Here is a 25,486-nt window from a genome sequence, read left to right as displayed (position 1 = left end):
CTGGACCAGTGCCACGGCTTCCCCTCCGCCATTCCCGCATGGTCGCCCGGGTGGTCGGCTCGACGTCGCGACCGGGCGCGCCCCCACGGCGGGATGCCGGAGGGCTCCGCCGGCCGTCGGCTGCGTCAGGAGGCGACGAGGTCCGGCCGGACGGCAACCGGTTCGCGGTTGATGGCGGAGGCGAGCAGGCTCTCCGCCTCCTCGTCGGCCAGCGACAGGGCCAGCGCGAGCTCGGCGAGGACCGGCACACGGGCATGCTTGAGCTGGTCCTTCTCCCCCAGGGAGAGCGCGCGCTCCTCCTGGCGCCGGGTGAGGTCACGGACCACGCCGGCGGTCACGAGGAGGTCGCCGAGCCGGAGCTTCTCCTGGTTGGCCTTGAACCGCCGTGACCAGGTCTCCTCCTGCTCGCCCGTGGGTCCCCGCAGGACGTCCAGCAGTTCCTCGACCTGCTCGGGAGCGGAGACCGGGCGCAGCCCCACGTCGTCGGCCCGGTCGACCGGGACGCCGATGCGCAGGTCGCTGCGGTGCACCTGGAGCCCGATGAAATCCCTGCTCGCGCCGTTGACCGAACGGGAGAACACCTCGACGACGGTGGCCGGGCCGTGCTGGGGGTGGATGACCGTCCGACCCTTCGGGAACTGCATGTCGTACGACCTTCGCTGTGCGCTCCGCACCGCGCTCGACCGCGCCCTCGTTCGGGACGCATGGCCGTCCCACGCTCCAGCCCGACCGCGGAGGGCCGGTGCCGGGACACCTGTGGGAGCGCAGAGGTCGGCGCGGTCATGCGGATGAGCGCGCGGATCCCCTGCGAACCGGTGCCTCCATTGTCTCAGAGGGGCAGCCCCTGCAGCGCCTGTGATCTGGGCCGCAGTTGCCGTCGTGGCCTCGCATCCGTACGGGTCGTTGCGCGCGAAGGTCGTAGGTGGGATCGCTTACTCCGGAGCAGCGGTACTGGGTCATCCGTCCCTTGATCGACGCGGGAGTGGGCCTGGACCGGATCCGGGACCTCCTCTTCCGCCTCGGTTTCGAAGCGATCGTCAGCGAGGGGCAGCCCACCCTCACGAGCGTGGCGAACGTGGTCCGGGATCAGTCGGACGAGGTGCGGGCCGCCTGGACGGAGGTCATCGGCCGGATGCTCGCGGTGCGCTGGCCGACGTGAGGCACGGCCCGCGGTGGCGCTTGACCGCTGACGCTTCTGCGGGCTAGTCGCTCTTTCCCACCAGCCGCAGGTGCGGCCGCGTGGTGATGCTCTCGCGGTCGTCCGGCACCAGCGGCAGACCGGCCGCCCGGCGCACCCGGTTCTCCGGCACCTCGAGCGCCCGCGCCAGGAACTCGGCCAGCCCCTCGGTGATGAAGCTCGTGCCCCCGCTGCGGGCCATGCGCTTGAGGGTCTCCGGCGGGACCACCCAGCGGGCGAGGCGCGCGGCGTCGTCGGCCGTGCGGGCCAACTCCCAGAGCCGTCGCCGCACGAGTTGCTGCAGGTCCTTGCCCGGCATCCCTGCAGGCTAGGCCCGGACGGCGCGATCTGCATCCGGGCGGTGCCGCGTCGACATCACCCGTTCGCCTCCGCAGCCGGCCGCAGCCTGCGCCAGATCCAGCTGGACGGCACCCGACGGCCGGTCACGACGTACTCGAGGACACCGTCCACCACGAGGATCATCGCCAGTGCCCGCCGCGCGGCGGGCCAGCCGGCGAGGAGGAGCTCATCGCCGGGCCGCAGGACGAAGTCGTCGCCCGGCGCGAGCGTGGCCTCGCCGCCGCGGAGGACGAGCAACGTCACCAGGTGCAGAGAGTCGTCCCGGTCGTCCGGGTTGCGCAGGAGGGTGCCGAGTTGCGCCGTCCCGGAGGCGAGCCACCCATCGAGAGCGGGCGCCTCCTGCGGCGTCAGCCGCACCTTCCACAACTCCTGCAGGTGGGTGCCGCACACACCGGTGAGGCGGTCGACCAGCTCCCGCGCCCACGCGTCGCCGAGCGCGGGCATGTCCCGCAGGAACCGCCACAGCAGCGGGGTCGACAGCTGCGCGTAGACCTCGTGCGCGACGACCTCCGTAGGGACGAGCAGGGCGTCGACCTCCATCGCCGCGAACAGTGGGGCGTTGTCCGGCCGGTTCTGCCGTGCCGCCAGGAACAGCGACGGATTGCTGCGGCGAGCCGCGGCCACGAGCGACAGATTGGTGGTGTCGTTGTCCGTACCGGCGACCAGCCCGACCGCCTGATCCAGGTCCGCCTGCGCCATCACCCATGGATCGGAGCCGTCGCCCACGAGCAGGTCGGCGCCGTCCACGTCCACGGGGCGGTCCTCGATGACAGTGACGTCCATGCCCTCCGCGCGCAGGTCCGCGGTCACCTCCCGGCCCAAGCGGCCGTACCCGCAGACGATCCAGCGTCCGCTGCGCGGCGGTAGTCCCCGGCTCGGCACCTCGGCACCGGGGCCGCTCTCCAGCCACGTCAGCAACTGGAAGGACGACGGCGCCCGGAGGGCGAGACGCAGGTGGTCACCGAACCGGTCGAACGCATTCACCGTGCTGGGGCTGCCGAACGCCTGCATCCGCTCGGCGATCGTCCGCGACGTGACCCGCGCGATGACCGGCAGCTCGGGGCGCAGGAGGGCGGCGGCCATGACGATCGCGAGGTTGGCCTCCTCGTCGTCGGTGAGCGCCACGACCGCCTCGCAGCAGGTGTGGCCGAGGCCGGCGACCGCGAGGTGCCCGGGGTCGCGCGCATCGGCGGCCAGCCCGGGCACGTCGGCACGGTACGAGGCGAGCTCCAGCCCGTCGATGCGCTCGTCGGAGAGGTCCAGGACGACGAACCGCCGGCCGAGCCGGTCGAACGAGTGCGCGAGCAACTCCCCCGTGCGCCCGTACCCGGCGATCAGCAGGAACGGCTCCCGCAACCGGGCGACCTTCCGGCTGAAGTGCTGCAGTGCCAGCGCGGACCGGAATGCTCGGTCCTGGAACAACGCCAGGAGGGACCCGATCGCGTACGCCCAGCCGACCACCGTCAGGTAGATGGAGATGGTCACCCACATCCGCTGGTTGTAGGTGAACGGATACGGGATCTCACCGAAGCCGATGGTCGTGGCGGTGTAGCTCATGACGTAGAAGGCATCGAAGAAGCCCATGTCCCACGGCCGGCCCTCCGCGTCCTCGCCGGGGATCACGGTCAGCCCCAGCACGCTCACGGAGAAGATGACGATGAGGACGATGAGCGGGGCGCGCATCCGCCGCAGGATCAGGAAGATCGTGGCCGAGGCCTGCGCCGCCGACGTCGCGGCGACGCGGAACGTGTCCCGGCGGATCCGCCGCTGGTCGTCGTCCCGCCGGAAGAGGTTCTCCCAGAAGGCGAGCAGGGGGTTGCCCATGGCGGACTCCGGTCAGCCGCGGTGGAAGGAGACCGTCTCCACGACCAGCAGCACGATGGAGACGATGTTGGCCAGGAGCGCGCCGCCGGAGAGGGACACGACGCTCGCCGTCCAGGACGGGTTCATGCCCGCGGTCGAGACGTACTCCGCGTAACCGAAGACCAGCGCGGCGCCGATGAGCTGGAGGTCGGCCACCAGGCTCGTCGCCAGGTGTACCGCGCCGATCTGCGTGCGGTCGCCGAACTTCAGCACGGTCGCGATCAGGTTGACCACGACCGCCGCAAACAGCTCGTAGGGGTTGTGCAGGGCGGGGTTGTCGATGTCGCCGAGGAAGAACCCGAAGTTGAGCGTGGCAGCGAGCACGACGAAGAAACCGAAGACGACCTTCTCCAGGTTCACGCGGCCTCCCGCTGTCCGACCCTGCCCTCCCCTGATCTTGTCGATCCGAAACGCGGCGCAGGGCAGCGAAATGTCCCCTGGTCCGTAGGGTCTGCCGGTGATGTGGAAGCGGGCAGTGTTCGCCTTGTTCGCCGTCGCCGCCGGCACGAACGTCCCGACACCGCTGCTGCTCGTCTACCAGGAGCGCTTGGACCTCTCCCCCGAGGTCCTCACTGCGCTGTTCGGCGTCTATGCCGCCGGGCTCGTGCCCGCGCTGCTGCTCGCCGGCCCGCTGTCGGACCGGCTGGGCCGCCGACGGGTCGCCATCCCCGGCATCGTGCTCTCCGCGATCGCCTCGCTGGCCTTCGCCGCGGCCGGCGACTCCCTGGCGCTGCTGTTCCTCGCCCGGTTCGCCCAGGGGGTCGTCAGCGGCGTCGTCTTCAGCGTGGGCAGCGCGTGGGTCGGGGAGTTGTCGCTCGCGTCCGGGGAAGGAGCGGGTGGACGACGCGCGGCCTTCGCCATGACGGCGGGCTTCTCGCTCGGCCCGCTGACCAGCGGCCTGCTCGGCCAGTACGCCCCGGCCCCCACCGTGCTGCCGTATCTCATCCACGTGGCCCTGGTCGCCGTCGGCCTCACCCTCGCCACCCGGCTGCCCGAGACCGTCGACCTGCTCCACGCCAGCCGGCGCGGTCCCGATCGCACGCCCGACGCGCCCCTGATCCGCGCGGGCGACGGCCTGCTCGTGGTCACCGTCCTGGCACCGGTCGCCGTCTGCGTCTACGCGTTCCCCTCGACGATCATCAACGCCGTCCCGCTGCTCGTGGAGCTGCCCTACGGCGGGGTGGCGGTCACCGGCGTCCTGGCCGGGGTCACCCTCGGCGCAGGCACGGTCGTCGCCGGTCTGCAGCGCCGGTTCCGCGCGTGGACGGCGGTCGTCGGTGCCGGGCTCGGCGCGGTCGGGTTCGCTGCCGCTGCCGCATTCGCGGCCACCGGCGTCCTGCCCTGGCTCGTCGTCGCCTCGCCCCTCCTGGGCGCCGGGGGCGGCCTCTGCCTCGCCGCCGGCCTCACGCTCACCGCCCGACTGGCCGCACCCGGTCGACTCGGCGCGCTGACGTCGCTGTTCCTGGCGTGCGCCTACGTCGGGTTCGCCGCGCCCTTCGCGATGGCCGTGGCGGCCCGGGCGACGTCGGCGAGCGTGCCGCTGGCCGTGGGCGCCGCACTCACCGGAGCGCTCGCCGTGCGCCTGCTGCCGGTGGCCCGCGTCGGCCGGCTCTAGCCCGGGAACGCCCCGCCAACGGCGACGGCGCCCCCTCCCCGGAGGGAGGAGGCGCCGCGGCGTGCCGGACCGGGGATCAGCCGGCGATCTTCTCCGAGAACTCGCCCTCGAAGGCGTCGGTCGCGACCGTGGCGCCACCCGGCACGTCGGCCGGCCGGAGGATGAAGCTCGAGAGGCTGGGCGACTTGCCGAGCTCGAAGCCCCGGAGCGGGACGATGAGGCCGCCGGTGTCGACCTCCTCCAGCTCGTCGAAGGCCGCGCGCACGCCGGCGCGGGTGAGGTCGCCGTTCTCGCAGGCCGTGTCGAGCACCTGCTTCATGGCCTCACCCATGCCGAATCCGAACACGACGCCGAGGCTCGGAGTGGCGTCGGGGTAGGCCTCCTCGTACTGCTCCAGCTGCTCGGGGTGCTGGTCGAACGACGAGATCGGGGAGGCGACGTAGAGGTTCTTCTTGAGGACGTCCGCGGTGGGACCGGCCAGCAGACCCGGCGCGAAGACCGGGTTGCTGCCCAGGATGGGCACGTCCAGCCCCTGCGCCGCAGCCACGCCGGCGGCGGACGCCGTCTGCCCGGGTGCGACGGTGAGGACGATTGCGTCGACACCCGCAGCCTTGAACTGGGTGATCTGCGCGCTCATGTCCTGGTCGGTCGGCTTGATCTGCGCCTCGATGACCTCGAGGTTCATCTCGTCGGCGACGGCCTGGGTGCCCGCGAGCCCGTTGGCGCCGTACTCACCCTCGAAGTAGATGTGCCCGACGGTGTCGCCCTCCTGGAGGAGACCCTCGTCGAAGAGGTACGAGTAGCCGTTGGCGATCTCCACGTCGTAGGTGGCACCCAGGACACCGGTACCCGGGATCTCGGTGAGTGTCTTGGACCAGGCCGACGGGAAGTTGACGATCTCGTCGGCCTCGTACTCCGGCGCCAGCGCCGTGTTGATCGGCGAACCGATCGTCTGCTGCATCGCGAGGATGCCGTCCTTCATGCCGCTGTAGAGCTGGACGCCCTGCTGGGGGACGTAGCCGGTGTCCTGGATGTTGAGCTCGACGTCGTAGGTGTCGCAGACCTGGTTGTTCTCCCAGAACAGCTGATTGGCGTTGGTGATGTCGTTGCCGAGCGCGGCGAAGACACCGGTCAGGTCGGTGAGGACGCCCAGCGTGATCGTGTTGCCCTCGACCCCGACGTCGGTCTGGACGTCGGCGGCTTCGCTACCGCCGCCGCCACCGCCGCCACCGCCCTCCGGCGCCTTGGTGCTGCAGCCGCTCGCCGTGACGACGACGGCGGCAGCAACGACGACCGCGCTGCGTGAACCCTTGCCTAGATTCATGTCGTGCTCCCTTGTGATGGACGGTCGGAGGGTGTGGCGCTGGTGGCGGTATCGGTCGACGGTGATCGAGCCGTGACGCCGCCCCGGGGACGGCCCCGGCCACGGCCGGTGATGCGATTGGCGATGCCGGCGAGGCCCGCGGGCTCGAAGAGGATGACGAGGATGATGGCCGCGCCGAAGAGGTAACGGGCCGCCTCACCAGCGGCCAGCCCACCCTCACCCTGGCCGCCCACGAACGGGATGATCTCGGCGTAGCGCTGGAAGACCAGGGGCAGGGCGCTGACGAACAGGGCTCCGAGCACGGCTCCGTTCACCGACCCGAGCCCGCCGAGCACGATCATCGCGAGGTAGAGGATCGACACCTCGAGTCCGAAGGACTCCGGGGCGATGCTGCCGATGGACAGCGCGTACATCACCCCGGACAGCCCCGCGTACATCGAGCTGACCAGGAAGATGCGCGCCTTGTAGCCCTGGACGTTGACGCCCATGACCGACGCCGCCACCTCGCTGTCCCGCAAGGTCTGCAGCGCGCGGCCTGCCCGGCTGCGGAGAAGGTTGCGGGCGAAGAGGTAGGCGGCCACGGCCAGGACCAGCCCGAGGTACCAGAGCCGCTCAGCCTCCCGGAACGGAACTCCGAGGACGTAGAGCTCCGGATCCCGGTTGCCGAAGGTGAACCCGAAGAGCGAGAACTCCGGTGCCGAGCGGCCGTTGAAGCCGCCGGTGACCGATGTCCAGGCGTTGAGCACGTGGATACCGATGAACACCAGCGCGAGTGACGCGACACCGAGGTAGATACCGCGCAGCCGCGCCGCGATGGGGCTGAAGAGCAGGCCGGCGAGGCCGGCGAGCAGGACGCCCACGATCATCCCGACGATCGGCGGCAGCCCGAGCCCGGACAGCTGTGCGACACCGATCCCGCCCGACTCACCGGAGACGTAGACGTAGCTGACCGCACCGACGGCGAGGAAGAAGGCGTGCGCGAGCGAGAGCTGGCCGGTGTTCCCGACGAGCAGGTTCAGTCCGATGGCACCGACGATCGCGCCGAACACGGCGAACCCGGTGCGCAGCCAGAACTCCTCCACGTACAGCGGGAGGGCCAGCAGGACGATCAGCAGGGCGACGAGGAGCAGCGGCCGCAGCAGCGAGCGTCCCCGCTTGGAACGGCTCCCCGCGGCTGCCGCGGAAGGCGGCGCGGCGCGAGTCGCCCCTTGCGCGGCGGGAGCGGTCGTCTCAGACACGGGTCAACTCCTTGGTCCCGAACAGCCCGGACGGTCGGAACAGCAGCACCGCGATCATCACGATGAAGGGGACGACCGCGCTGAACCCCCGGCCCAGGAAGAGCAACTGGTCCTGATAGCCGGCGGCGAGAGCCTCGGCGATCCCGATCAGCAACCCGCCCACCAGAGCGCCCCCCGTGGAGTCGAGCCCCCCGAGGATCGCCGCGGGAAAGGCGCGGAGGCCGACGGCGTAGGCCGCCGGCGTGACGCCCGGTGTGGGTGAGCCGACGAGGAACAGGGCCGCGACCGCGGCGAGTACGCCGGCGACCACCCAGGCCAGCGCCGAGACCCGCCCCTGGCGGATCCCCATCAGCGCCGCCGTCTCGCCGTCCTCGGCCGACGCGCGCATGGCGACGCCCCAGTTCGAGTACTTGAAGGCCGCGAAGAACAGGGCGATCAGGATGGCCGCGACGATCATCGCGATCAGGCGGTTCTGGCTGATGCCGACGTCGCCGATCCGGACCGATCCCCCGCCCCACGGGTGGGGCACGTTGAGGATGTCCGAGCCGATCCGCCGGACGAGCTCCGTCAGCAGGATGATGTCCACGCCGATGGTGACGATCGCGAGACTGATCACCGGCGCGCCGCGGAGCCGGTTGATGATCAACCGTTCCACCAGGAAGGCCGCGAGGGCCGTGATGGCGATCCCCACGAGCACCGCCGGGAGGAACCCGATCGTCTCCGAGAGCCGTGCGATCGAGTAGGCGCCCAGCAGGAGCAGGGAGCCGTGGGTGAAGCTGACCACCTCGCTCGCCTTGAAGATGATCACGAAGCCGAGGGCGATGAGCGCGTAGAGGGCGCCGAGCGAGATGCCGTTGAGCAGCAGCGACAGGAACTGGGTCACGAGTGCGTCCCGGGGGTCTCGGAGGAGTGGTGACCGGTCGCGGCGGCCTCTGCCGCCTCGGAAGGGTTGATCTCGTCGCCGGAGCCGAGGTAGGCGCGGATGACCTCCGGGTCCTGCTGGACCTCGGCCGGTGTGCCATCGGCGATGCGGCGGCCGAAGTCCAGGACGGTGACCCGGTCGGCCAGTGACATGACCATGCCCATGTCGTGCTCGACCAGGACGACGGAGATGCCGAGCGCCGATCTGATCTCGAGGATGGCCTCGGCCATCCGCTCGGTCTCCTCGGCGTTCATGCCGGCCACCGGCTCGTCGAGGAGGAGCAGTCGCGGCTCGGTGCAGAGCGCCCGGGCCACCTCGACGCGCTTCTGGTCGCCGTAGGAGAGGACGCCGACCGGGGTGTGCAGCTTGTCCCCGAGCTCGAGGAACTCGGCGATCTCGGCGACCCGCGCGCCATGCACCTTGCCCTCACGCGTGGCCCGCGGCAGCCGCAGGCCGGCGGCTATGAACCCGGCCTTGGTCAGGTGGTGGCGACCGAGCATGAGGTTCTCGGCGACGGACTGTGCGCCGGAGAGCGCGATGTTCTGGAACGCCCGCGCCACCCCGATGCCGGCGATCTGGTACGGCCGCATCTGGTCCAGTCGCGCGTCCCCGAAGCGCACCTGTCCCTCGGCGGCCTTGTAGACCCCCGACAGGACGTTGAACATCGTGGACTTGCCGGCGCCGTTGGGCCCGATGATCGCGTGGATGGTTCCGGGCATGACCGTGAAGGACACCTCTGACAGCGCCTTGATGGCCCCGAAGCGGACGCTGACGTTGTCCACCTCGACCGGCGGGAGGTCCGGTCGGACCTCCGCCGCGGCGGCGCGCGCCGCGGTCACGCCGTCCACCGGGACAGCTTCTTGCCGGATGCCGCGCGCGTCCGGTCGTGCGGATGGTCGGCTTCAGCCGCGTGCCCGAGGTAGAGGCGCTGCACCTCGTCGGTCTGCGCGAGCTCGCGTGCGTTCCCGGACAGCGACACCTCGCCGACGTCGAGCACGTAGGCGAGATCGGCGACCCCGAGCGCCATGGTCGCGTTCTGCTCCACCAGCAGCACGGACGTGCCCTGGCGGTTGATCTCGGCGATGACCTCGCCGATCTGGCCGATGACCCGGGGCGCGAGGCCCAGCGAGGGCTCGTCGAGCAGGAGCAGCTTCGGACTCGCCATCAGTGCCCGCCCGATCGCCAGCATCTGCTGCTCACCACCGGACAGCAGTGCTCCGCGCTGGGACCTGCGCTCCTTGAGCACCGGGAACATCTCGTAGACACGGTCCTGAGCCCTCGCCTTCGCCGACTTGTCGGCGTTGCCCATACCGCCCGCCCGGAGGTTCTCCTCCACGGTCAGGCGCCCGAAGATCCGGCGTCCCTCGGGGACCTGGACCATGCCCATGCGGACGGCCTGGGCCGGATCCCGGGAGCCGAGGTCGGTCCCGCCGAAGCGGATCGAGCCCGACTCGACGCGGCCGCGGTGCAGCCGCAGGGTGCCGGAGATGGTGCGCAGCAGCGTGGTCTTCCCCGCGCCGTTGCTACCGAGGACGGCGACGACCTTGCCGTCGGGGACCTCCATCGACACCCCGCGGACCGCCTGCACGGCGCCGCCGTAGGTCACGTGGAGCGCATCGATGCTCAACACGGGCAGCACGTCCTTTCTGCGTCGCCGGGCGACGCGGGCGCAGCCAGCGGCTGGGGAGGGAGGAGCACCGTCACGGGGTCGCCGGGCCCGCGCCGGCCGGCCGGCGAACGGCCGCGGCCGACCCGACCGGCCGACGAACGTTTCGTGACTTGCACCACATGGGCCGGAACTCTAAGGGCATAAATGGTGGATTCGACCTGGGAAGAGGTCACGGATCGATCAACTTGCGGGCGCTCGTCCACCACGGGACCGGATCTTGGGGCGGCGCCACAGGCAGCCCCGGTCGAAGTGCGTGCGCTCACCACATTGCGGCCCCCGCGGTAGCGCTCCTGCGCGCCGGCGCCCGCCCCGTCGTGCACCACCCGGCCCGCAGCAGAACGCCTGGTCGCCGCGGCGTTCCCAGGTCGAGGGCGTTACCCGCCGCCAGCTCGCTCGTTGCCCGATCAACCTGGCCACGTCGCCGAAAGGCTCATGATGACCGCAGCTGCCCGACCCCGACGACGCATCGCCCGTTCCCTGGGTCTCGCACTCCCCCTCGTCGTCGCCGTCGCCCTCGCCCAGCCGGCGTACGCGACTCCACGAGACGACAACCCCGGGAAGGGGCACGGGCGGCCGCCCGCCACCCAGCCGTCACAACCGCCCGCCGCCTTCGACTACACACAGGTCGAGGGACTCACCGCTGACCGGTACGGCACGGTCAAGGAGAACCTCGAGCTGCCGATGCACGACGGCACCGAGGTGCACATCGAGGTCACCCGGCCGGCCGATGCGAACGGGCAGCCCCTGGACGGCGAGTGGCCGGTGATCCTGGAGGCCAGCCCGTACCACGGCACGCTCGCCGACCGCGAGGGCATGCGCATCCTGCCCGAGCCGCGCGACGAGGACGGCACGTCGCTGGGCCTGACCGGCTATTTCGCGCCCAAGGGCTACGCAGTCGTGATGATGGACCTGCGGGGCACCGGCCTGAGCGACGGGTGCCTCGATCACCTGGCCGCCAACGATGCAAAGGACCTGAAGGCCGTCGTCGAGTGGGCCGCGTCCCAGCCGTGGTCCAACGGTCGGGTGGGCATGACCGGCCACTCCTACGTCGGCTCGACGCCGTCACTGGCCGCCGCCATGAACCCCGACGGCCTGGAGACCATCGTCCCCAGCGCCGGCATGGCGACGATGTACGACCACCAGTTCCAGGCCGGCGTCCCCTACTTCCTGCAGTGGGCCGGCCCCATGGAGGCCTACGAGCAGATCGCGCTCGAGCGGGACCTGCCCGACGGCGAGCACTTCGGGCAGAAGCCGGAGGAGACCGGCTGCGGCCTGCCGAACAGCTCGCTGACCGCGGGCGAGGCGCAGCTCTCGGGCCAGTACACGTCCTGGCACGGCGAGCGGGACTGGCGGGCCGGCGCAACCGCGGCCGACATTCCCGTGTTCATGGTGCACGGCGTGAACGACAACGCCGCCAGGGTCGCCGGCATGGACTGGTTCACCCAGCGTGGCGGCCGGGCGGGGGACAAGATCTGGCTCGGGCAGTGGGACCACGGCTCGGGCTGCTGCCCCACCCGCCGCGGCATCCAGTGGACGTACGCACTGCACGCCTGGTTCGACAAGCACCTCGCCCAGCGCGACGTCGCGACCGGTCCGGCCGCGGAGCTGTTCCTCTCCGACGGAACCTTCGAGGGCAGCCGCACCGGTGACCGCAGCCAGATCCTGAACGACTCGCAGTGGCCACCGTCGACCACCTCGATGCTCACCCTGCACCCGGCCGCCGACGGCACGCTGGACTCCACCGCTCCGGCGCTGCCCGGCTCGGTGAGCTTCACCGGTGATCCGAGCGGATTCACCGACCCGCAGGGCACCGGGGGCGCGGACTTCGTGTCCGAGCCGATGGCGCAGGACACCGTCCTCGCGGGGAAGCCGCTGCTGGACCTGGTGGCCTCGGTGACCGCGCCGCGGGTGCACCTGATCGGGACCCTCTACGACGAGAGCCCCGAGGGGGACCGACGCCGGATCAGCCAGTTCGCCATCAACCCCGAGCTGCGGGTGGGCGTGGCGACGCCGAAGCCGGTCGTGCCCGGTGTCCTCTACGAGATGCAGCCCCCCGGCTTCGCCATGGCGCACAACCTGCGCGAGGGGCACCGCCTGACGCTGCGGTTCACCACCTCCGACCCGGACAAGGTGCCGACCTTCGCCGTCGACCCGCGGGTCACGATCGCGACGGGCCCGGGCGGCACCTCCCTGCAGGTGCCGGTGGTCGACCAGCCGGTCCTCGTCGACGACACGGTGCCGTTCCACCAGGACCAGCCGGCCACTGCCGGACCGGCCCAGCCGGAGGAGCAGACGTCGGTCACACCCGCCCTGGGCGGTCCCGCGCGGACGCCGGCCACCGTGGCCTATCACGAGTTCGAGGTGCAGGACGGCTTCGACAACGCGGCCCTGCTGGTCAGCGCGGTGCCCAGCCTGGACGCCGACATCGACCTGTACCTGCAGCGGCAGAATCCCGACGGGACGTGGAGCGCCGACCTCACCTCCGGCGGCAGCAGCAGCCTGACCGAGGAGTCACTCCGCTACGCCACCCCGGCGCCGGGCCGCTACCGGATCGAGGTCCACAACTGGGCCGGCGCCCCGAGCACCCGGGTCGACCTGACGCTGACCTACCTCAACTCGGCAGGTGAGCCCGGCTAGTCCGCGGACGCGAGCACGCTGAGCGCCCTCTTCCCGTGCGGGAGAGGGCGCTCAGCGTGTGTTGATCATGACGTCGCGCGGCGGAAGGGGCGGCCGGGTCCCCGTGTTGTGCCGAGCGTGATCAGCAGCCCCGACGTCCGCACCGTGGACGTCGTCGTCATCGGCGCCGGGCAGGCCGGTCTGTCGACGGCGTGGGCCCTGGCCCGGCAGGGGTTCGCGCCGGAATCGGACTTCGTCGTCCTCGATGCCGACGACGCACCCGGCGGGGCGTGGCAGCACCGCTGGCCGTCGCTCACCGTCGGCACCACCCATCGCGTGCACGACCTCCCCGGCCTGCCGTTCGAGCCCGACGCCGGCAACCCGCGTGCCGCCGACGCCGTCCCGGCCTACTTCGCCCGGTACGAGCGCCGCTTCGAGCTGCCCGTCCACCGTCCGGTCCGCGTGAGCGCCGTCCGCCGTACCGACGACGACCGTTTCCGCGTCGAGACCGACTCCGGTGACTGGATCGCGCGCGCGATCGTCAACGCGACCGGCACCTGGACCCGCCCGTTCGTGCCCCGCTACCCCGGCCAGGAGTTCTTCCGCGGCCGCCAGCTGCACACCGTCGACTACCGCTCCGCGCGGGACTTCGCAGGCCAGCACGTCGTCGTCGTCGGCGGCGGCGCCTCGGCCACCCAGCTGCTGGTCGAGATCTCGACCGTCACGAGCACGACCTGGGTCACCCGCCGGCCGCCGGTCTGGCGGGAGGAACCGTTCGACGAGGACGCCGGGCGGCGGGCCGTGGCGATGGTCGAGGAGGCCGTGCGGGAAGGACGCCGTCCCGGCAGCGTCGTCGGCGTCACGGGGCTGCTGGTCTCCACCCCCTACATCCGCGACGGCCTCGACCGCGGCGTGCTCGACCGCCTGCCCATGTTCGACCGCATCACCGAGGACGGCGTGGCCTGGGATCCCGCGGACGGGCACGAGGGCCGGTTCATCGCCGCCGACGTCATCCTCTGGGCGACCGGCTTCCGGGCGGCCGTGAACCACCTCGCGCCCCTGCACCTGCGCGGAACCGGGGGCGGCATCCGCATGGACGGCACCCACGTCGCCGGTGAGCCGCGGATCCACCTCGTCGGCTACGGCCCCTCGGCCAGCACGATCGGGGCCAACCGCGCAGGGCAGGCCGCCGCCCGCCAGCTGCGGCGAGTGCTGAAGGAACCCGGGGAACTCCCCCGCACGGCCTGAAAGAGGACCCCCCTGCCCCCCACCACTCGTAGAAGGACCCCGTCCTCCTCACGCCTCGCAAGCTCGGCGTGAGCCTCCGGACGGGGCCACCTGCAGGGGGGCCTTTCGGGGTCGGTTCAGGGTCGGTTCAGGGCTTCCCCCGATGTATCGGCGCCGGCCCGGCCGACATCGTTCCTGACATGACTTCTCCCCTCTGCGGCAGCGGGTCGATCGCATGATCGTCGCCCGGAGCCTCACCAAGATCTACGGCGACAAGCCCGCGGTCGACGGCATCACCTTCACCGTCGAGCCGGGCCGGGTCACCGGCTTCCTAGGGCCCAACGGCGCGGGCAAGTCGACGACGATGCGGATGATCCTCGGCCTCGACCGGCCCACCGCCGGCAGCGTCACCGTCAACGGCCATCGCTACCAGGACTCCCCCGCCCCGCTCCGGGAGGTGGGAGCGCTCCTCGAGTCCCGGGCCCTGCACCCCGGCCGCTCGGCGCGCGACCACCTCCGCTGGCTCGCCGTGAGCAACGGGATCCCCTCGTCGCGGGTCGACGAGGTCCTCGGTCTCGTCGGGCTGGAGGCGGTCGCGAGCAAGCGCGTCGGCAAGTTCTCCCTCGGCATGGGGCAGCGGCTCGGCATCGCCGTCGCACTCCTCGGGGACCCGCCGGTCGTCGTCCTCGACGAGCCGGTCAACGGCTTGGACCCCGAGGGCATCCGCTGGGTCCGGAACCTCGCTCGCCGGCTGGCCGCCGAGGGACGGACCGTGTTCGTCTCCAGCCACCTGATGTCGGAGATGGCGCTGACCGCCGACCACCTCGTCGTCGTCGGCCGCGGCCGCATCCTGGCCGACTGCTCGATGTCGGAGTTCATCGCCGAGCACGCGGCGTCCTACGTGCGGGTGCAGAGCCCCCAGCTCGGCGAGGTCGCCGACCTGTTGCGCCGCCAGGGCCTCGACGTCACCCCACACGAGGAGGAACTGCGCGTCCAGGGTCTGGACGCCGCCGCCGTCGGCGAGCTGGTCGGGAAGAGCGGGCTGCTCCTCCACGAGCTCACGCTCGTCCGGTCCTCCCTCGAGGACGCCTTCATGACACTGACCGCCGACAGCGTGGAGTACTCCGCCCACTCCATGGCCGCCACTCCCGCAGGGATCGCCCGATGACCATGACCACGATCTCCCGCACGGTCGACCTCGACCCGAACCGCAACGTTCCCGGCGTCCGCCGGCCGGGTTTCTCCCACACGCTGCGCGCCGAGTGGATCAAGTTCTGGTCGGTGCGCTCCACGTTCTGGTCGACGGCGATGCTCTTCGTCCTGGGAGCCGGGCTGACCGTCCTGGTGTGCGCGACCAGCGCCGGATGGCTGGCCAGCGGCGAGGCCGACGAGTCGCCGCTGTCGTTCGTGACCTGGGGTCTGATGTTCGCCCAGATCACCGCGATCGCCCTCGGGACGCTCGTCGTCACCAGTGAGTACAGCACCGGGATGATCCGGGCGACGCTCGCCGCGACGCCCCGCCGGGGCGCCGTCCTCGCGGCGAAGGCGCTGGTCCTCGCCGGCACGCTGTTCGTGGTTGGCACCGTCACCGCCTTCGCCGGCTACTTCGGCGGCAACTGGTTCCTCGACCGCGAGGGCATCGGCGTCGCCCTGGGTGACGAGGGCGTCCTCCGGGCGATGTTCGGCAGCGGTCTGTACATGGCCGGTCTGGGGCTGTTCGCCGCCGCGGTGGGCTTCCTGATCAGGCACACGGCGGCCGCGCTGTCGATCGTGCTGGCGCTGGTCTTCGTCGTCGGCAACATGGCGTTCCTGCTGCCGGGCGGCTGGGGTGAGTGGACGGCGAAGCTGATGCCGGGCAACGCCGGCTCCGGTGTCGCGACCCCGGTGTCGTTCAACCCCGAGCTGCTCGACCCGTGGGTGGGGTTCGCTGTGTTCGCCGGCGAGGTGGCCGCCCTGCTCCTGGTGGCCTGGTCGATGTTCCGGCGTCGGGACGCCTGACGCCCGCCCCGCCTGTGCCCCGGCCCCACCGGCCGGGGCACAGTGGTGCCGTGACCTCACCCGATCCGCTGGTCCAGGGCGCCCGCCGCGCCGACCAGTTCCTCACGCTCCTGGACACCGACGACGCCGCCGCGGACGAGCTGCTGGACGACCTCACGGAGGTGCGCGACCTGGTGTTCCTGGGTGCGGGACTGACCGCCGTCGCCCGCAGCGAATCCCGCTCGCTGCCACCGGCCCAGCGCGCCCAGGCCAACACCCGTCAGCTCCGGCTCGGCCTGCTGCGCGACGCCAACCGGAACAATGCCGAAGGCCTGCGGACGTGGCTGCGCCGGGCGGGTGAGGAGATCCTGCTCATCCGCGCGCAGCAGGCGATCGCCGACCGTGTCGAGGCCGACGCTCAGGAACGGACGGCGACCCGGGCGGCCGCCGAGGCCAGCGGCAGCGCCGCCGCCAGCAGCGCCGCGACGACGACGTAGGTCCAGTCCAGCCCGATCCCGGCGGCGAGGAAGCCGAGCGCGAGCGCCCCGATGGCCGTACCGGCGTCGAAGGAGATGTTCCACAGCGCGCTGGCCGTCGTCGTCCCACCCTCGCCGGCACGGGCGAACGCCGCCAGCAGGGTCAGGTTCTGCGTCGCACCGTAGCCGGCCCCGAAGACGGCCGCCCCGGCCAGCACCCACGCCGGCCCGGCCCACAGCCCGAGGGCGGTGAGCGCCATCCCGAGGGCGGCTACGACCAGGGCGAGTGGCAGCAGCAGCCGGCTCCCCAGCCGGTCGGCGAGCATGCCGGCGCGCCAGCGGGTGACGGCGCCGGTCAGCCCGAAGAGGAGCAGGGCCACGGTGGCCAGCACGCCGTCCGGTCGCTCGATGGGCAGGAAGGTGACCAGCCCGCCACCAGCCAGCGTCACGACGAACAGCACCAGGGACGGCGCCAGCGCGGCGAGCACCGCCGCCCGCCGTGTCCCCGTGGCGGCCGCCCTCGGCTGCTCGGCGGTCGACCGCACCAGCATCGGAACCAGGAAGGCCCCCAGGATCGGCGAGGCCGCCAGCCAGGACAGCCAGCCGACGTGGCCGTCGAGCACGAGAGCCACGCCGGCGGGGACGGCGATGAGATTGGGGACGGCGATCGCCAGCCCGTAGAGGCCGATCGACTCACCGCGCCGCTCCGGCGGGGCCACCTGCGCGGCCAGCGTGGCGCCGAGCACGGTCAGGACGGCGAACCCGGCGCCCCGGACCGCCGACAGGCCGCTGATCCAGCCGAGGCCGTCGCCGAGCACGTAGAACGGCGAGGGCAGCCCCATCGCGACCAGGCCGGCCACCAGGACCGGGCCGACGCCGAAGCGGGCCGTGAGCGCGGGGACCATGAGCTGCACGGCGATCGTGACGACGAGGAACACGGCGGTCACCACGCCTGCGGTGCTCTCCACCGCTCCCCCGGCCACCGCGTACACCGGCAGCGAGGCCAGGGTCAGGCAGTAGCTGGCGAAGCCGAGCACGGTGACCCCGATCAGGGCCAGCATGCCCCGCGATCGCCAGAGGGACATCCGTTCGTCGAGAATTCCTGCACTCACCCACCGAGCATGACGACCCGTGCCCGGGCGGCCGCGACCGGGTAGGCAGGAACGATGCCGCTGCTCACCGTGGGTCACGGCCCGCAGGACCGCGCGGCCCTCGGCGCCCGGCTCACCGCCGCGGGTGTCGAACTGCTCGTGGACGTCCGTCGCTTCCCCGGCAGCCGGAACAACCCCGACGTGGCGCGGGAGTCCCTCGAACGGTGGCTGCCGGCACTGGGCGTCGACTACCGCTGGGAGGAGCGACTCGGTGGTCGCCGCCGGTTGCCGTCGGACGAGCCGGTCGAGGACGGCTGGTGGACCGTCGCGCAGTTCGCCGCCTACGCCGCCCACACCCGGACGCCGGAGTTCGCGGCCGCCCTCGACGAGGTGCTCGCGAAGAGCGGGACACGGGTCGTCGCGGTGATGTGCAGCGAGAGCGTGTGGTGGCGTTGCCACCGACGACTGATCGCCGACGTCGCCGTCCTCACCCGCGGGGTGCCGGTCACCCACCTGATGCCCGACCGGCGCCTGACGCCGCACCGCCCCTCCGAGGGTGCCGTCCTCAGCGCGCACGGCACCCTCTCCTGGCCCGCCCACTGATGGCCTCGTCCCGGCCCCGCCCTGAGCCTGCGAAGGGCGGGGAGGACGACGTCCTTACGCCATGTGGGGGTAGCGGTGGTCGGTCGCCGGGACGAACGTCTCCTTGACCGACCGGGTACTCGTCCAGCGCTGCAGGTTCTGCGGTGCGCCGGCCTTGTCGTTGGTCCCGGAGGCACGCCCGCCACCGAAGGGCTGCTGGCCGACGACGGCGCCGGTCGGCTTGTCGTTGATGTAGAAGTTGCCGGCCGCGTTGCGGAGGAACTTCTGGGCGTGGGCGATCGCGGCGCGGTCCTGGGCGATGATCGATCCGGTCAGCGCGTAGGGCGCCACCGACTCCATCTGGGTGAGCACCGCGTCGTAGTCGGCGTCGTCGTAGACGTGCACCGCGAGGATGGGCCCGAAGTACTCGGTGGTGAAGACCTCGTGGCCGGGGTCGGTGCCCTCGATGATCGTGGGCCGGACGAAGAACCCCTCGCTGTCGTCGGCCGTCCCGCCGACGACGACGGTCAGCGCGTCGTCGTCCTTCGCCCGGTCCAGGACGCCGGACAGCTTCGAGAAGGACTTGCGGTCGATCACCGCGCCCATGAAGTTCGAGAAATCGGTGACGTCGCCCATCGACAGCGACTCGGTCGTGGCCACCAGGTCGTCGCGCAGCCGGGACCAGACGCTGCGCGGGACGTAGGCGCGCGAGGCCGCGGAGCACTTCTGCCCCTGGAACTCGAACGCCCCGCGGACGAGCGCCGTCCGGAGGACGTCGACGTCGGCGGAGGCGTGCGCGACGACGAAGTCCTTGCCGCCGGTCTCCCCCACGATGCGCGGGTAGCCGCGGTAGGAGGCGATGTTCTCCCCCACCGTCCGCCACAGGTGCTGGAACACCGCCGTCGATCCGGTGAAGTGGATGCCGGCCAGGTCGCGGTCGGCGAGGGCAACCTCCGACACCGGGATCCCGTCGCCGCTCACCAGGTTGATCACACCGGGCGGGAGGCCGGCGGCTTCCAGCAGGCGCATGGTGAAGTGCGCTGCGAACTGCTGGGTGGGCGAGGGCTTCCAGACGACGGTGTTGCCCATCAGGGCCGGTGCCGTGGGGAGGTTGCCGGCGATCGCGGTGAAGTTGAACGGCGTGATCGCGTAGATGAAACCCTCGAGCGGCCGGTGGTCCACCCGGTTCCACACGCCGGGCGAGGACTCCGGCTGCTCGGCCATGATCTGCCGGGCGAAGTGCACGTTGAAGCGCCAGAAGTCGATCAGCTCGCAGGCCGCGTCGATCTCGGCCTGGTAGGCGGTCTTGCTCTGACCGAGCATCGTCGCGGCGTTGAGCGTGTGCCGCCACGGTCCCGCGAGCAGGTCCGCGGCCTTGAGGAACACCGCGGCGCGGTCGTCGAAGGAGAGCTCCTGCCAGGCCGGTGCGGCCTCCTTCGCGCAGCGGACGGCGTCCTCGGCATCGGCGTGCGTGGCCTGCGCCGACGCCCCGAGGACGGCGGCGTGCCGGTGCGGCTGGACGACCTCGAACTTCTCGCCGGCGGCCATCCGCTGCCGGCCGCCGATCGTGCTGGTCAGCTCGATCGGCTCGGCGGCGAGCTCGGTCAGGCGGGCCTGCAGCGCGGCGCGCTCGGCCGAGCCGGGGGCGTAGGTCAGGACCGGCTCGTTGCGCGGGGCCGGGACACGGGTGACGGCGTCCATTTCCGGGACCTCTTTCGCTTCAGGACTTGGTGGCGAGGGAACGGAGGAAGAAGCCGACGTTGGCCGGGCGCTCCGCCAGCCGGCGCATGAAGTACGCGTACCAGTCCACGCCGTACGGGACGTAGGCGCGCACGCGCGTCCCGGCGGCGGCGAGCCGGCGCTGCTCCTCGGGGCGGATGCCGTAGAGCATCTGCACCTCCCAGGAGTCGGCGGCCCGCGAGTGCTGGGCGGCCAGCTCGTGCGCCCGCTGCACCATGGCCGGGTCGTGCGAACCGACCATCGGGTACCCCGGGCCGGCCATCAGGATCTCCAGGCACCGGGCGTAGGCGGCGTCGACGTCCTTCTTCTTCTGGTGCGCGACGGTCGCCGGCTCGTTGTAGGCGCCCTTCACCAGCCGCACCCGGGAGCCGGTGACCGCGAGGGCCTTGGCGTCGTCCTCGGTGCGGAAGAGCATGGCCTGCAGCACGGCTCCGGTGCCGGGGTGTTCCTTGCGCAGCTCCGCGAGGGCGGCCAGCGTGGAGTCCACGGTGCGGTGGTCCTCCATGTCCAGGGTGACGGTCGTACCGATCGCGGTCGCCGCCTCGGCCACGGGGCGGACCAGCTCGAGGGCGAGGTCGTGCCCGTCGGGCAGCGCCTGACCGAAGGCGGACAGCTTCACCGACACCTCGGCACCGGCGCCCAGGCCGAGGGCCGCCAGGCCGTCGAGGGCCGCCAGGTAGGCGTCACGGGAGTGCTCGGCCTCGGCGCGGGTGGTGATGTCCTCGCCCAGATGGTCGAGGGTCACGTGGATGCCGTCGGCGTCCAGCGTCCGGACGACGGCCAGCGCCTCGTCCAGGGTCTCCCCCGCGACGAACCGGTCGACCACCCGGCGGGTCGCGGGGTTGCCCGTGACCGCCCGGCGCAACCCGGGTCGGCGGGATGCGGCCAGGAGGGCCTTCTGCAGGACCACGGGACCTCCAGCACAGGGGACGGCGGACACCCAGAACGCTAGGCACCGCCACCCTTCAGAGCCAGCGACAGATGTCCAGAACCCGTCCCTGTGCTCTCATACAGCTGTATGAGGAACGGCCATGGTGGCCACACAGGCCGCAGGGTGGGGGAAGGGGTGGGATGCGGGACGACCTGCAGGAGCTCGTCGACGAGGTCTCGCGGCTGCTGGCCGCCCCGGCCACGCTCGAGGACGCCGACTTCACCCTGCTGGCCTTCTGCGCGCACGACGACAGCGCCGAGGGGGCGATGGACGCCGTCCGCACGCGCTCGATCCTCACCCGCGGCTCGCCGGCGCCCACCCGTGCCTGGTTCGAGGAGTTCGGCATCGCTTCCGCCGAGGGGCCGCTGCGCACGCCGGCCGACGCGGCTGCCGGCATCCTCACCCGCCTGGTCATCCCCGTCCGGCACGCCGGCCGTACCCGTGGCTACCTCTGGCTGCTGGACGGTGGCCGGATCGACCCGCGGGACACCGAGGACGTCGCGCTCGCCGCTGCGGTGGACCTCGCCGCCGACGCCGGACGACTGCTCGCCGAGCGCGCCTCTTCCGACGACGACCTCGGGCGGCCGCTGTCCACGGCACTCACCAGCGGCCCGGCTGCCGAGGCGGAGGCGGTCCGGGTGCTCGCCGCGGCCATCGGGGACCAACTCCCTCTCGTGCTCGTCGCGCTCGTGCCCGGACCCGACGGGCTGCCCGACCGCTGGCGGCGGCCGGGGGCGGGCGCGGTTGCGACGGTGCTGCCCGACGACCCGGCCGGCCCGGTCGCGGCCGTGCTCGTGCCGCTCGCGGGCACGGCGGACCTCCGTCCGGCCGGGGCACTCGCGGCCGCGTCGCTCGCAGACCTCCCCGCCGGGAGCACCGCCGGGGTGTCGGAGGTGCGCCGCGGCGTCGGCGATGTGCGAGGGCAGTGGACACAGGCCCGGGCGGCGGCGCGCGTCGCCGGCGCGGTGCCGCACTTCTCCCCCGTCGCGCACTGGGCGGAGCTGGGAGCGTGGCGGCCGGTCACCGAGCTGGCCGGTCCGGATCCCGTCGTCGTCCCGCTGCTGGCCGACCGCGTGCTCACCGAGACCGCCGCGGTGTTCCTCGACTGCGCCGGCAGCGCCTCCCGGGCCGCGGCGGCGCTGCAGATCCACCGGCAGACGCTGTACTACCGGCTCTCCCGCATCGAGGCCGTCACCGGCCTGGACCTGGCCGACGGAGGCGCCCGGCTGCTGCTGCACACCTCGCTCCGGGCTGCCCTGCTCGGTCCCTGACCAGCCCCCTGACCAGCCTTCCTGGCCAGCCTTCCTGACCAGCACGGCATCCACGGCGGCCGGTCACCTACGCTCGCCCGGATGGCTGCGGCAGGCACGGAGGCGCCCACCGACGGGAACGACGACGTCCTGCGCAGACTGCGCACCGGCACGGCCGACGAACACGAGGACGTCGAGCGCACCCTCGACCTGCTCAGCCCAGGGCTGGGGCGGGCCCGGCTCGTCGAGGTCCTCGGTCGCATGCACGGCTTCTGGGTCGCCGCGGAGGCCGGTCTGGACGTCTGGGCGGCGGGCACCCCGGCCCACGCCGACGAGGTCGCATGGCCGCGCCGCCGGCGGGCCGCGCTCTTCGCCGCCGACCTCCACGCCCTCGGCGCGAGCGTGACGGCGGCCCTGCCGCAGCTGCCCCCGGTGGCCGACACCGATCACGCCCTGGGCCGGCTCTACGTGCTGGAGGGCTCCACGCTCGGGGGCACCTTCATCGACCGGCACCTGGCCTCGCTGCCGCATCTGTCGGACGTCCGCATCCGGGCCTTCTCCCCGTACGGCCCGGAGACCGGGTCGATGTGGGAGGCCTTCCGGCGGGTGACCCGCGACCGCGTGGCCGCCGGGGGGAACGCCGACGTGATACTCGATTCGGCGCGGACCACCTTCCGGGAGCTCGCCACATGGTGCCGCCCGCTTGCTCCCGCGAGGGCGTGACCGACGGGCCGCGGAACCGCTGGCTCACTCCATGTCGGGAGCAGTGAACCGAGGGGTCAGCCCGTCGTCCACGGGGCCGCCCTCCCCGGGCAGCGGAGCCTCGTCCTCGGCCGCGCGCACCTGTTGCAGCGACTCCTCCACCGGGGTCTCCTCGAGGTTGCGCGCGTCCCGCTCCAGAGCCGCGAGCAGTCGCTCCTCGTCGGGATCGAGGTCACCGGGGCCCAGATGACCACCCGGCTCACCCGCGTCGGAGCCCGACGCCATGCCGCTCGCCGGGTCGTCGCCCTGTGGTCCGGCCATGCTCATCGCGGCCTCCTCGCGTGCAGCGCTCATCGGGGGAAATTTGGCTCCAGCCGGGGCACGATCTGCATCTCGGGAACGAAGCTCGAGGGGTGCAGCAGCAGCAGCGTGCGGACCATCTCCGCGACCGCCGACGGCGGCATCATCAGGTGGGCCGGGATGCCCCACTGCTCCATCATCGGAGTGTCCATCGCGGCCGGGATGACTGCCTGCACGCGGCAGGGGAACGGCCGCTCGGAGCCGTCGGGCTGCCGGACCGCCTTCTCCCGGAGCTCCCGCTGGATGCACTTCGTGGCGTTCAGGAAGCCGGCCTTGGACCCGTTGTAGGCGATCGCGCCGCTGCCGGAGGTGATCGCCGACAGCGACACGATGTGCACGACGTCGGCCGTGCGGCCCTCGGGCAGGTGCTGCACCCGCTTCATGAATTCGCTGGTGAGGAAGACCGGCCCCTCGCAGTTGACCGCCTGCACCTGGCGGTAGTCGGCGAGGTCGATGTCGGTGATGTAGCCCGGCCGGTCGATGCCCGCGACGTTGACGAGGACGTCGAACGCGTCCCCGTGCCGGTCGAAGAGGTCCGCGATGACCGCACGCCGGTTCGCGTCGTCGGTCACGTCGAGGGCGACGACCTCCGCCGAACCGCCCGCCTCCGCGACTCGGGCGCGCGTCTCCTCGCTACCCGCTGCGTCGATGTCGGCGATCACCACGTGCGCCCCTGCCTCGGCCAGCGCCACGGCGGTGGCCCGGCCCAGCCCGCTGGCCCCACCCGTGACCAGCCCGACCCGGCCCTTCAGGGCACCGGTGTCCTCCATCGACCCCTCCATCCACGTTCGGTTGCCTCACCGACAGCCTCTCCGAAGCGGCGCCCGGGCGCAGGTCGACACGGACGATCAGTCGAGGCCTGCGTGACTCTCCACCGTGGCTCCACGGAGCCGCTGCGCCGGGGTGGGCCAGACGTCGGCCAGCGTGACGGTGTGCAGGCCGCGTTCGGCGATCAGCGCCAGCAGATCGCCGTAGAGCGTCGTCACCGTCGCGTGGTTGGCGTGTCCGACGACGATGCGCTGCGCCGTGAACCACTCCCGGGCGGCGGTCATGAGCGCTGCGGCGGTGCCGACGCGGGAGTCCCCCAGCGTGCCGTTCCACATCACGACGGTCGGGTGCCCGTGGTCGGCGGCGATCCGGTCGATCCGCTCGTTGCGGGCGCCGAACGGCGGCCGGAAGAACGGGCTGTCCCGCACGCCGAGGACCGAGCGCAGGAAGTCGCGGTTGCGCCCGATCTCCTCGGCGACCTGGCGATCGCTCAAGGTCGTCAGGTCGGCGTGGGACCATGTGTGGTTGCCCAGCGCCACCTGACCGGACTCGATCAGTGGCCGGAGCGTCCTCGCGTTGTCCTTCCACGAGCGGTAGCAGCCGTTCGGGAAGAAGGTCAGCCGCGTCCCGGTATCGACGGCGAAAGCGGTGTACGCCGCGACGACCTCGGTGCTCGTCCCGTCGTCGATGGTGAGGGCGAGCGAGGACCCGTTGCCGGGCAGCCCCTGCACCACCCGGGAGGGTGGCAGAGCAGGGCCGGGCACCGCGACGGCCTCGGTGCTCCCCGATGAGACGGCCAGCGGGGCCGGATCGCCGTCGGTCAGGCCCGTCGCGCCCCGGCCCACGGCCGCACCGGCCAGACCGGCCGCGAGGGCGAGCAGGAACCCGCGTCGCTCCATGGCGCGGACGGTAGGCACGTCGGGTGGCGGCCTCCGGCAGGCGCGCGACCGACGCGCCGCACCACTTCGCCACGCATGCGGACGGACGAGCTGCGTAGCCGCTGACGGCGCCTACGGGTCAGACCGCGGGCACCAGCCCCGCGTCCTCGATCATGCGGGCCTGCTCGCGGCACCACGGGGACCACGCGTCGCCCTCGGTCTCCTGCCGCCGGCGGAAGGCCGCCCAGTCCAGCAGCTCCCACTCCTCCACCTCGGTGGCGTCGGGCGCCGGTGAGCCGGTGAACCGGCCCAGGTAGACGGGGCAGATCTCGTTCTCGACGACGCCGCGGAACTCCGCCCGGTAGCGGTAGCCGGGCAGGGCCGGCCGGACGTCGGCGATGCCCAGGCCGAGCTCGAACTGCGCCCGCCGGGCGATGGCGTCGGCGTCCTGCTCACCCGGACCGGGGTGCCCGCAGACGGTGTTGGTCCACATGCCCGGGAAGGTCGCCTTGTCGACCGCCCGCCGCGTGATCAGCAGCCGGCCGGTGTCGTCGAAGAGGTAGGCGGAGAAGGCCCGGTGCAACGGGGTCTCGCCATGGTGCACCAGCGGCTTGGGCATGGCGCCGATGGCTTGTCCGTCGTCGTCCACCAGGACGATCAGCTCCATGTCTTCATTGTCGCCCTTGGGGCGACACCGCGGCCACGTGCCGTGCCCCTGCT

Annotated in this window: 26 protein-coding genes; 10 read left to right on the top strand and 16 right to left on the bottom strand. The window is 72.3% G+C overall.

The window, feature by feature from the left end:
• Positions 1-125 precede the first annotated feature (125 nt).
• Positions 126-644 carry a CarD family transcriptional regulator gene (locus CHB94_RS13660; protein ID WP_089337118.1) on the bottom strand — a complete coding sequence of 173 codons (519 nt, stop codon included), beginning with the start codon at positions 642-644 and terminating at the stop codon, positions 126-128.
• Between the two features lie 278 nt (positions 645-922).
• Here CHB94_RS13660 and CHB94_RS24540 point away from each other — a divergent pair, with 278 nt between their 5' ends.
• A complete protein-coding gene (locus CHB94_RS24540) occupies positions 923-1,159 on the top strand; it encodes a hypothetical protein (RefSeq protein WP_141137494.1) in 237 nt (78 codons plus the stop codon).
• A gap of 43 nt (positions 1,160-1,202) precedes the next feature.
• On the opposite strand, the gene CHB94_RS13655 is transcribed toward CHB94_RS24540, so the two are convergent.
• The 3 genes from CHB94_RS13655 to CHB94_RS13645 are packed head-to-tail and all read right to left on the bottom strand — an operon-like array spanning position 1,203 to position 3,760.
• On the bottom strand, positions 1,203-1,496 hold the full coding sequence (locus CHB94_RS13655) for a hypothetical protein (RefSeq protein ID WP_089337117.1): 294 nt from the start codon (positions 1,494-1,496) through the stop codon (positions 1,203-1,205).
• A gap of 56 nt (positions 1,497-1,552) precedes the next feature.
• Positions 1,553-3,361: a potassium channel family protein gene (locus CHB94_RS13650; RefSeq protein WP_089337116.1), complete on the bottom strand. Its 1,809-nt coding sequence runs from the start codon at positions 3,359-3,361 to the stop codon at positions 1,553-1,555.
• 12 nt (positions 3,362-3,373) lie between these two features.
• Complete coding sequence (locus tag CHB94_RS13645) at positions 3,374-3,760, bottom strand: DUF6394 family protein (RefSeq protein WP_089337115.1); 387 nt, start codon at positions 3,758-3,760, stop codon at positions 3,374-3,376.
• A gap of 100 nt (positions 3,761-3,860) precedes the next feature.
• Here CHB94_RS13645 and CHB94_RS13640 point away from each other — a divergent pair, with 100 nt between their 5' ends.
• Positions 3,861-5,015 (top strand): MFS transporter, encoded by a 1,155-nt coding sequence (locus CHB94_RS13640; protein ID WP_254920636.1) that lies wholly within the window; start codon positions 3,861-3,863, stop codon positions 5,013-5,015.
• A gap of 76 nt (positions 5,016-5,091) precedes the next feature.
• On the opposite strand, the gene CHB94_RS13635 is transcribed toward CHB94_RS13640, so the two are convergent.
• From CHB94_RS13635 to CHB94_RS13615, 5 genes are read right to left on the bottom strand one after another with little or no spacing between them, the layout of a single operon-like run.
• Complete coding sequence (locus tag CHB94_RS13635; RefSeq protein ID WP_089337113.1) at positions 5,092-6,339, bottom strand: ABC transporter substrate-binding protein; 1,248 nt, start codon at positions 6,337-6,339, stop codon at positions 5,092-5,094.
• Entirely contained in the window at positions 6,336-7,577 is a 1,242-nt protein-coding gene (locus tag CHB94_RS13630; protein WP_089337112.1) for a branched-chain amino acid ABC transporter permease, read from the bottom strand. Before CHB94_RS13630 ends, CHB94_RS13635 begins: the two co-directional genes overlap by 4 nt.
• Positions 7,570-8,460, bottom strand: coding sequence for a branched-chain amino acid ABC transporter permease (locus CHB94_RS13625; RefSeq protein WP_089337111.1), 891 nt, complete (start codon positions 8,458-8,460; stop codon positions 7,570-7,572). Before CHB94_RS13625 ends, CHB94_RS13630 begins: the two co-directional genes overlap by 8 nt.
• The gene (locus CHB94_RS13620) at positions 8,457-9,347 is read right to left on the bottom strand and encodes an ABC transporter ATP-binding protein (RefSeq protein WP_254920629.1); all 891 of its coding nucleotides are present in this window, start codon (positions 9,345-9,347) and stop codon (positions 8,457-8,459) included. Before CHB94_RS13620 ends, CHB94_RS13625 begins: the two co-directional genes overlap by 4 nt.
• A complete protein-coding gene (locus CHB94_RS13615; protein WP_089337110.1) occupies positions 9,335-10,129 on the bottom strand; it encodes an ABC transporter ATP-binding protein in 795 nt (264 codons plus the stop codon). The genes CHB94_RS13620 and CHB94_RS13615 overlap by 13 nt, the downstream gene beginning before the upstream one ends.
• A 471-nt stretch (positions 10,130-10,600) precedes the next feature.
• Between CHB94_RS13615 and CHB94_RS13610 the strand changes: the two genes are divergently transcribed.
• The 5 genes from CHB94_RS13610 (at position 10,601) to CHB94_RS13590 (ending at position 16,485) form a co-directional block, all read left to right on the top strand.
• The gene (locus CHB94_RS13610) at positions 10,601-12,805 is read left to right on the top strand and encodes a CocE/NonD family hydrolase (RefSeq protein WP_089337109.1); all 2,205 of its coding nucleotides are present in this window, start codon (positions 10,601-10,603) and stop codon (positions 12,803-12,805) included.
• Between the two features lie 117 nt (positions 12,806-12,922).
• Positions 12,923-14,032 (top strand): FAD-dependent oxidoreductase, encoded by a 1,110-nt coding sequence (locus CHB94_RS13605; protein WP_089337174.1) that lies wholly within the window; start codon positions 12,923-12,925, stop codon positions 14,030-14,032.
• Between the two features lie 214 nt (positions 14,033-14,246).
• Positions 14,247-15,179, top strand: coding sequence for an ABC transporter ATP-binding protein (locus CHB94_RS13600; RefSeq protein WP_089337108.1), 933 nt, complete (start codon positions 14,247-14,249; stop codon positions 15,177-15,179).
• Positions 15,176-16,009 (top strand): ABC-2 transporter permease, encoded by an 834-nt coding sequence (locus CHB94_RS13595; RefSeq protein ID WP_254920628.1) that lies wholly within the window; start codon positions 15,176-15,178, stop codon positions 16,007-16,009. The genes CHB94_RS13600 and CHB94_RS13595 overlap by 4 nt, the downstream gene beginning before the upstream one ends.
• Before the next feature lie 50 nt (positions 16,010-16,059).
• The gene (locus tag CHB94_RS13590; protein WP_176445555.1) at positions 16,060-16,485 is read left to right on the top strand and encodes a hypothetical protein; all 426 of its coding nucleotides are present in this window, start codon (positions 16,060-16,062) and stop codon (positions 16,483-16,485) included.
• Here the strand turns inward: CHB94_RS13590 and CHB94_RS13585 are convergent.
• On the bottom strand, positions 16,407-17,654 hold the full coding sequence (locus CHB94_RS13585) for an MFS transporter (protein ID WP_497006393.1): 1,248 nt from the start codon (positions 17,652-17,654) through the stop codon (positions 16,407-16,409). The two genes, CHB94_RS13590 and CHB94_RS13585, sit on opposite strands and share 79 nt — an antisense overlap.
• On the opposite strand from CHB94_RS13585, the gene CHB94_RS13580 reads away from it, so the two are divergent.
• Positions 17,631-18,158, top strand: coding sequence for a DUF488 domain-containing protein (locus CHB94_RS13580; RefSeq protein WP_089337106.1), 528 nt, complete (start codon positions 17,631-17,633; stop codon positions 18,156-18,158). The two genes, CHB94_RS13585 and CHB94_RS13580, sit on opposite strands and share 24 nt — an antisense overlap.
• Positions 18,159-18,212: 54 nt before the next feature.
• Here CHB94_RS13580 and pruA read toward each other — a convergent pair whose 3' ends face one another.
• Positions 18,213-19,838 (bottom strand): L-glutamate gamma-semialdehyde dehydrogenase, encoded by a 1,626-nt coding sequence (gene pruA, locus CHB94_RS13575; protein ID WP_089337105.1) that lies wholly within the window; start codon positions 19,836-19,838, stop codon positions 18,213-18,215.
• A gap of 19 nt (positions 19,839-19,857) precedes the next feature.
• A complete protein-coding gene (locus tag CHB94_RS13570; RefSeq protein ID WP_089337104.1) occupies positions 19,858-20,787 on the bottom strand; it encodes a proline dehydrogenase family protein in 930 nt (309 codons plus the stop codon).
• 161 nt (positions 20,788-20,948) lie between these two features.
• Between CHB94_RS13570 and CHB94_RS13565 the strand changes: the two genes are divergently transcribed.
• Positions 20,949-22,079 (top strand): helix-turn-helix domain-containing protein, encoded by a 1,131-nt coding sequence (locus tag CHB94_RS13565; RefSeq protein WP_089337103.1) that lies wholly within the window; start codon positions 20,949-20,951, stop codon positions 22,077-22,079.
• A gap of 81 nt (positions 22,080-22,160) precedes the next feature.
• Complete coding sequence (locus CHB94_RS13560; RefSeq protein WP_089337102.1) at positions 22,161-22,781, top strand: biliverdin-producing heme oxygenase; 621 nt, start codon at positions 22,161-22,163, stop codon at positions 22,779-22,781.
• 24 nt (positions 22,782-22,805) lie between these two features.
• Here the strand turns inward: CHB94_RS13560 and CHB94_RS13555 are convergent, their stop codons facing one another.
• The 4 genes from CHB94_RS13555 to idi all read right to left on the bottom strand — a co-directional run bounded on the left by CHB94_RS13555 (position 22,806) and on the right by idi (position 25,433).
• The gene (locus CHB94_RS13555; RefSeq protein ID WP_254920626.1) at positions 22,806-23,114 is read right to left on the bottom strand and encodes a hypothetical protein; all 309 of its coding nucleotides are present in this window, start codon (positions 23,112-23,114) and stop codon (positions 22,806-22,808) included.
• Positions 23,111-23,890 (bottom strand): SDR family NAD(P)-dependent oxidoreductase, encoded by a 780-nt coding sequence (locus CHB94_RS13550; RefSeq protein WP_089337101.1) that lies wholly within the window; start codon positions 23,888-23,890, stop codon positions 23,111-23,113. The genes CHB94_RS13555 and CHB94_RS13550 overlap by 4 nt, the downstream gene beginning before the upstream one ends.
• Positions 23,891-23,968: 78 nt before the next feature.
• On the bottom strand, positions 23,969-24,787 hold the full coding sequence (locus CHB94_RS13545) for a polysaccharide deacetylase family protein (protein WP_089337100.1): 819 nt from the start codon (positions 24,785-24,787) through the stop codon (positions 23,969-23,971).
• Positions 24,788-24,905: 118 nt separating this feature from the next.
• Positions 24,906-25,433, bottom strand: coding sequence for an isopentenyl-diphosphate Delta-isomerase (gene idi, locus CHB94_RS13540; RefSeq protein WP_089337099.1), 528 nt, complete (start codon positions 25,431-25,433; stop codon positions 24,906-24,908).
• Positions 25,434-25,486: the final 53 nt, after the last annotated feature.

Source organism: Blastococcus mobilis (genome assembly GCF_900188025.1).
GTDB classification, from domain to species: Bacteria; Actinomycetota; Actinomycetes; order Mycobacteriales; family Geodermatophilaceae; genus Blastococcus_B; species Blastococcus_B mobilis.
The sequence above is the reverse complement of the archived record's forward strand: the minus strand, read 5'-3'. Positions and strand labels throughout refer to the sequence as shown.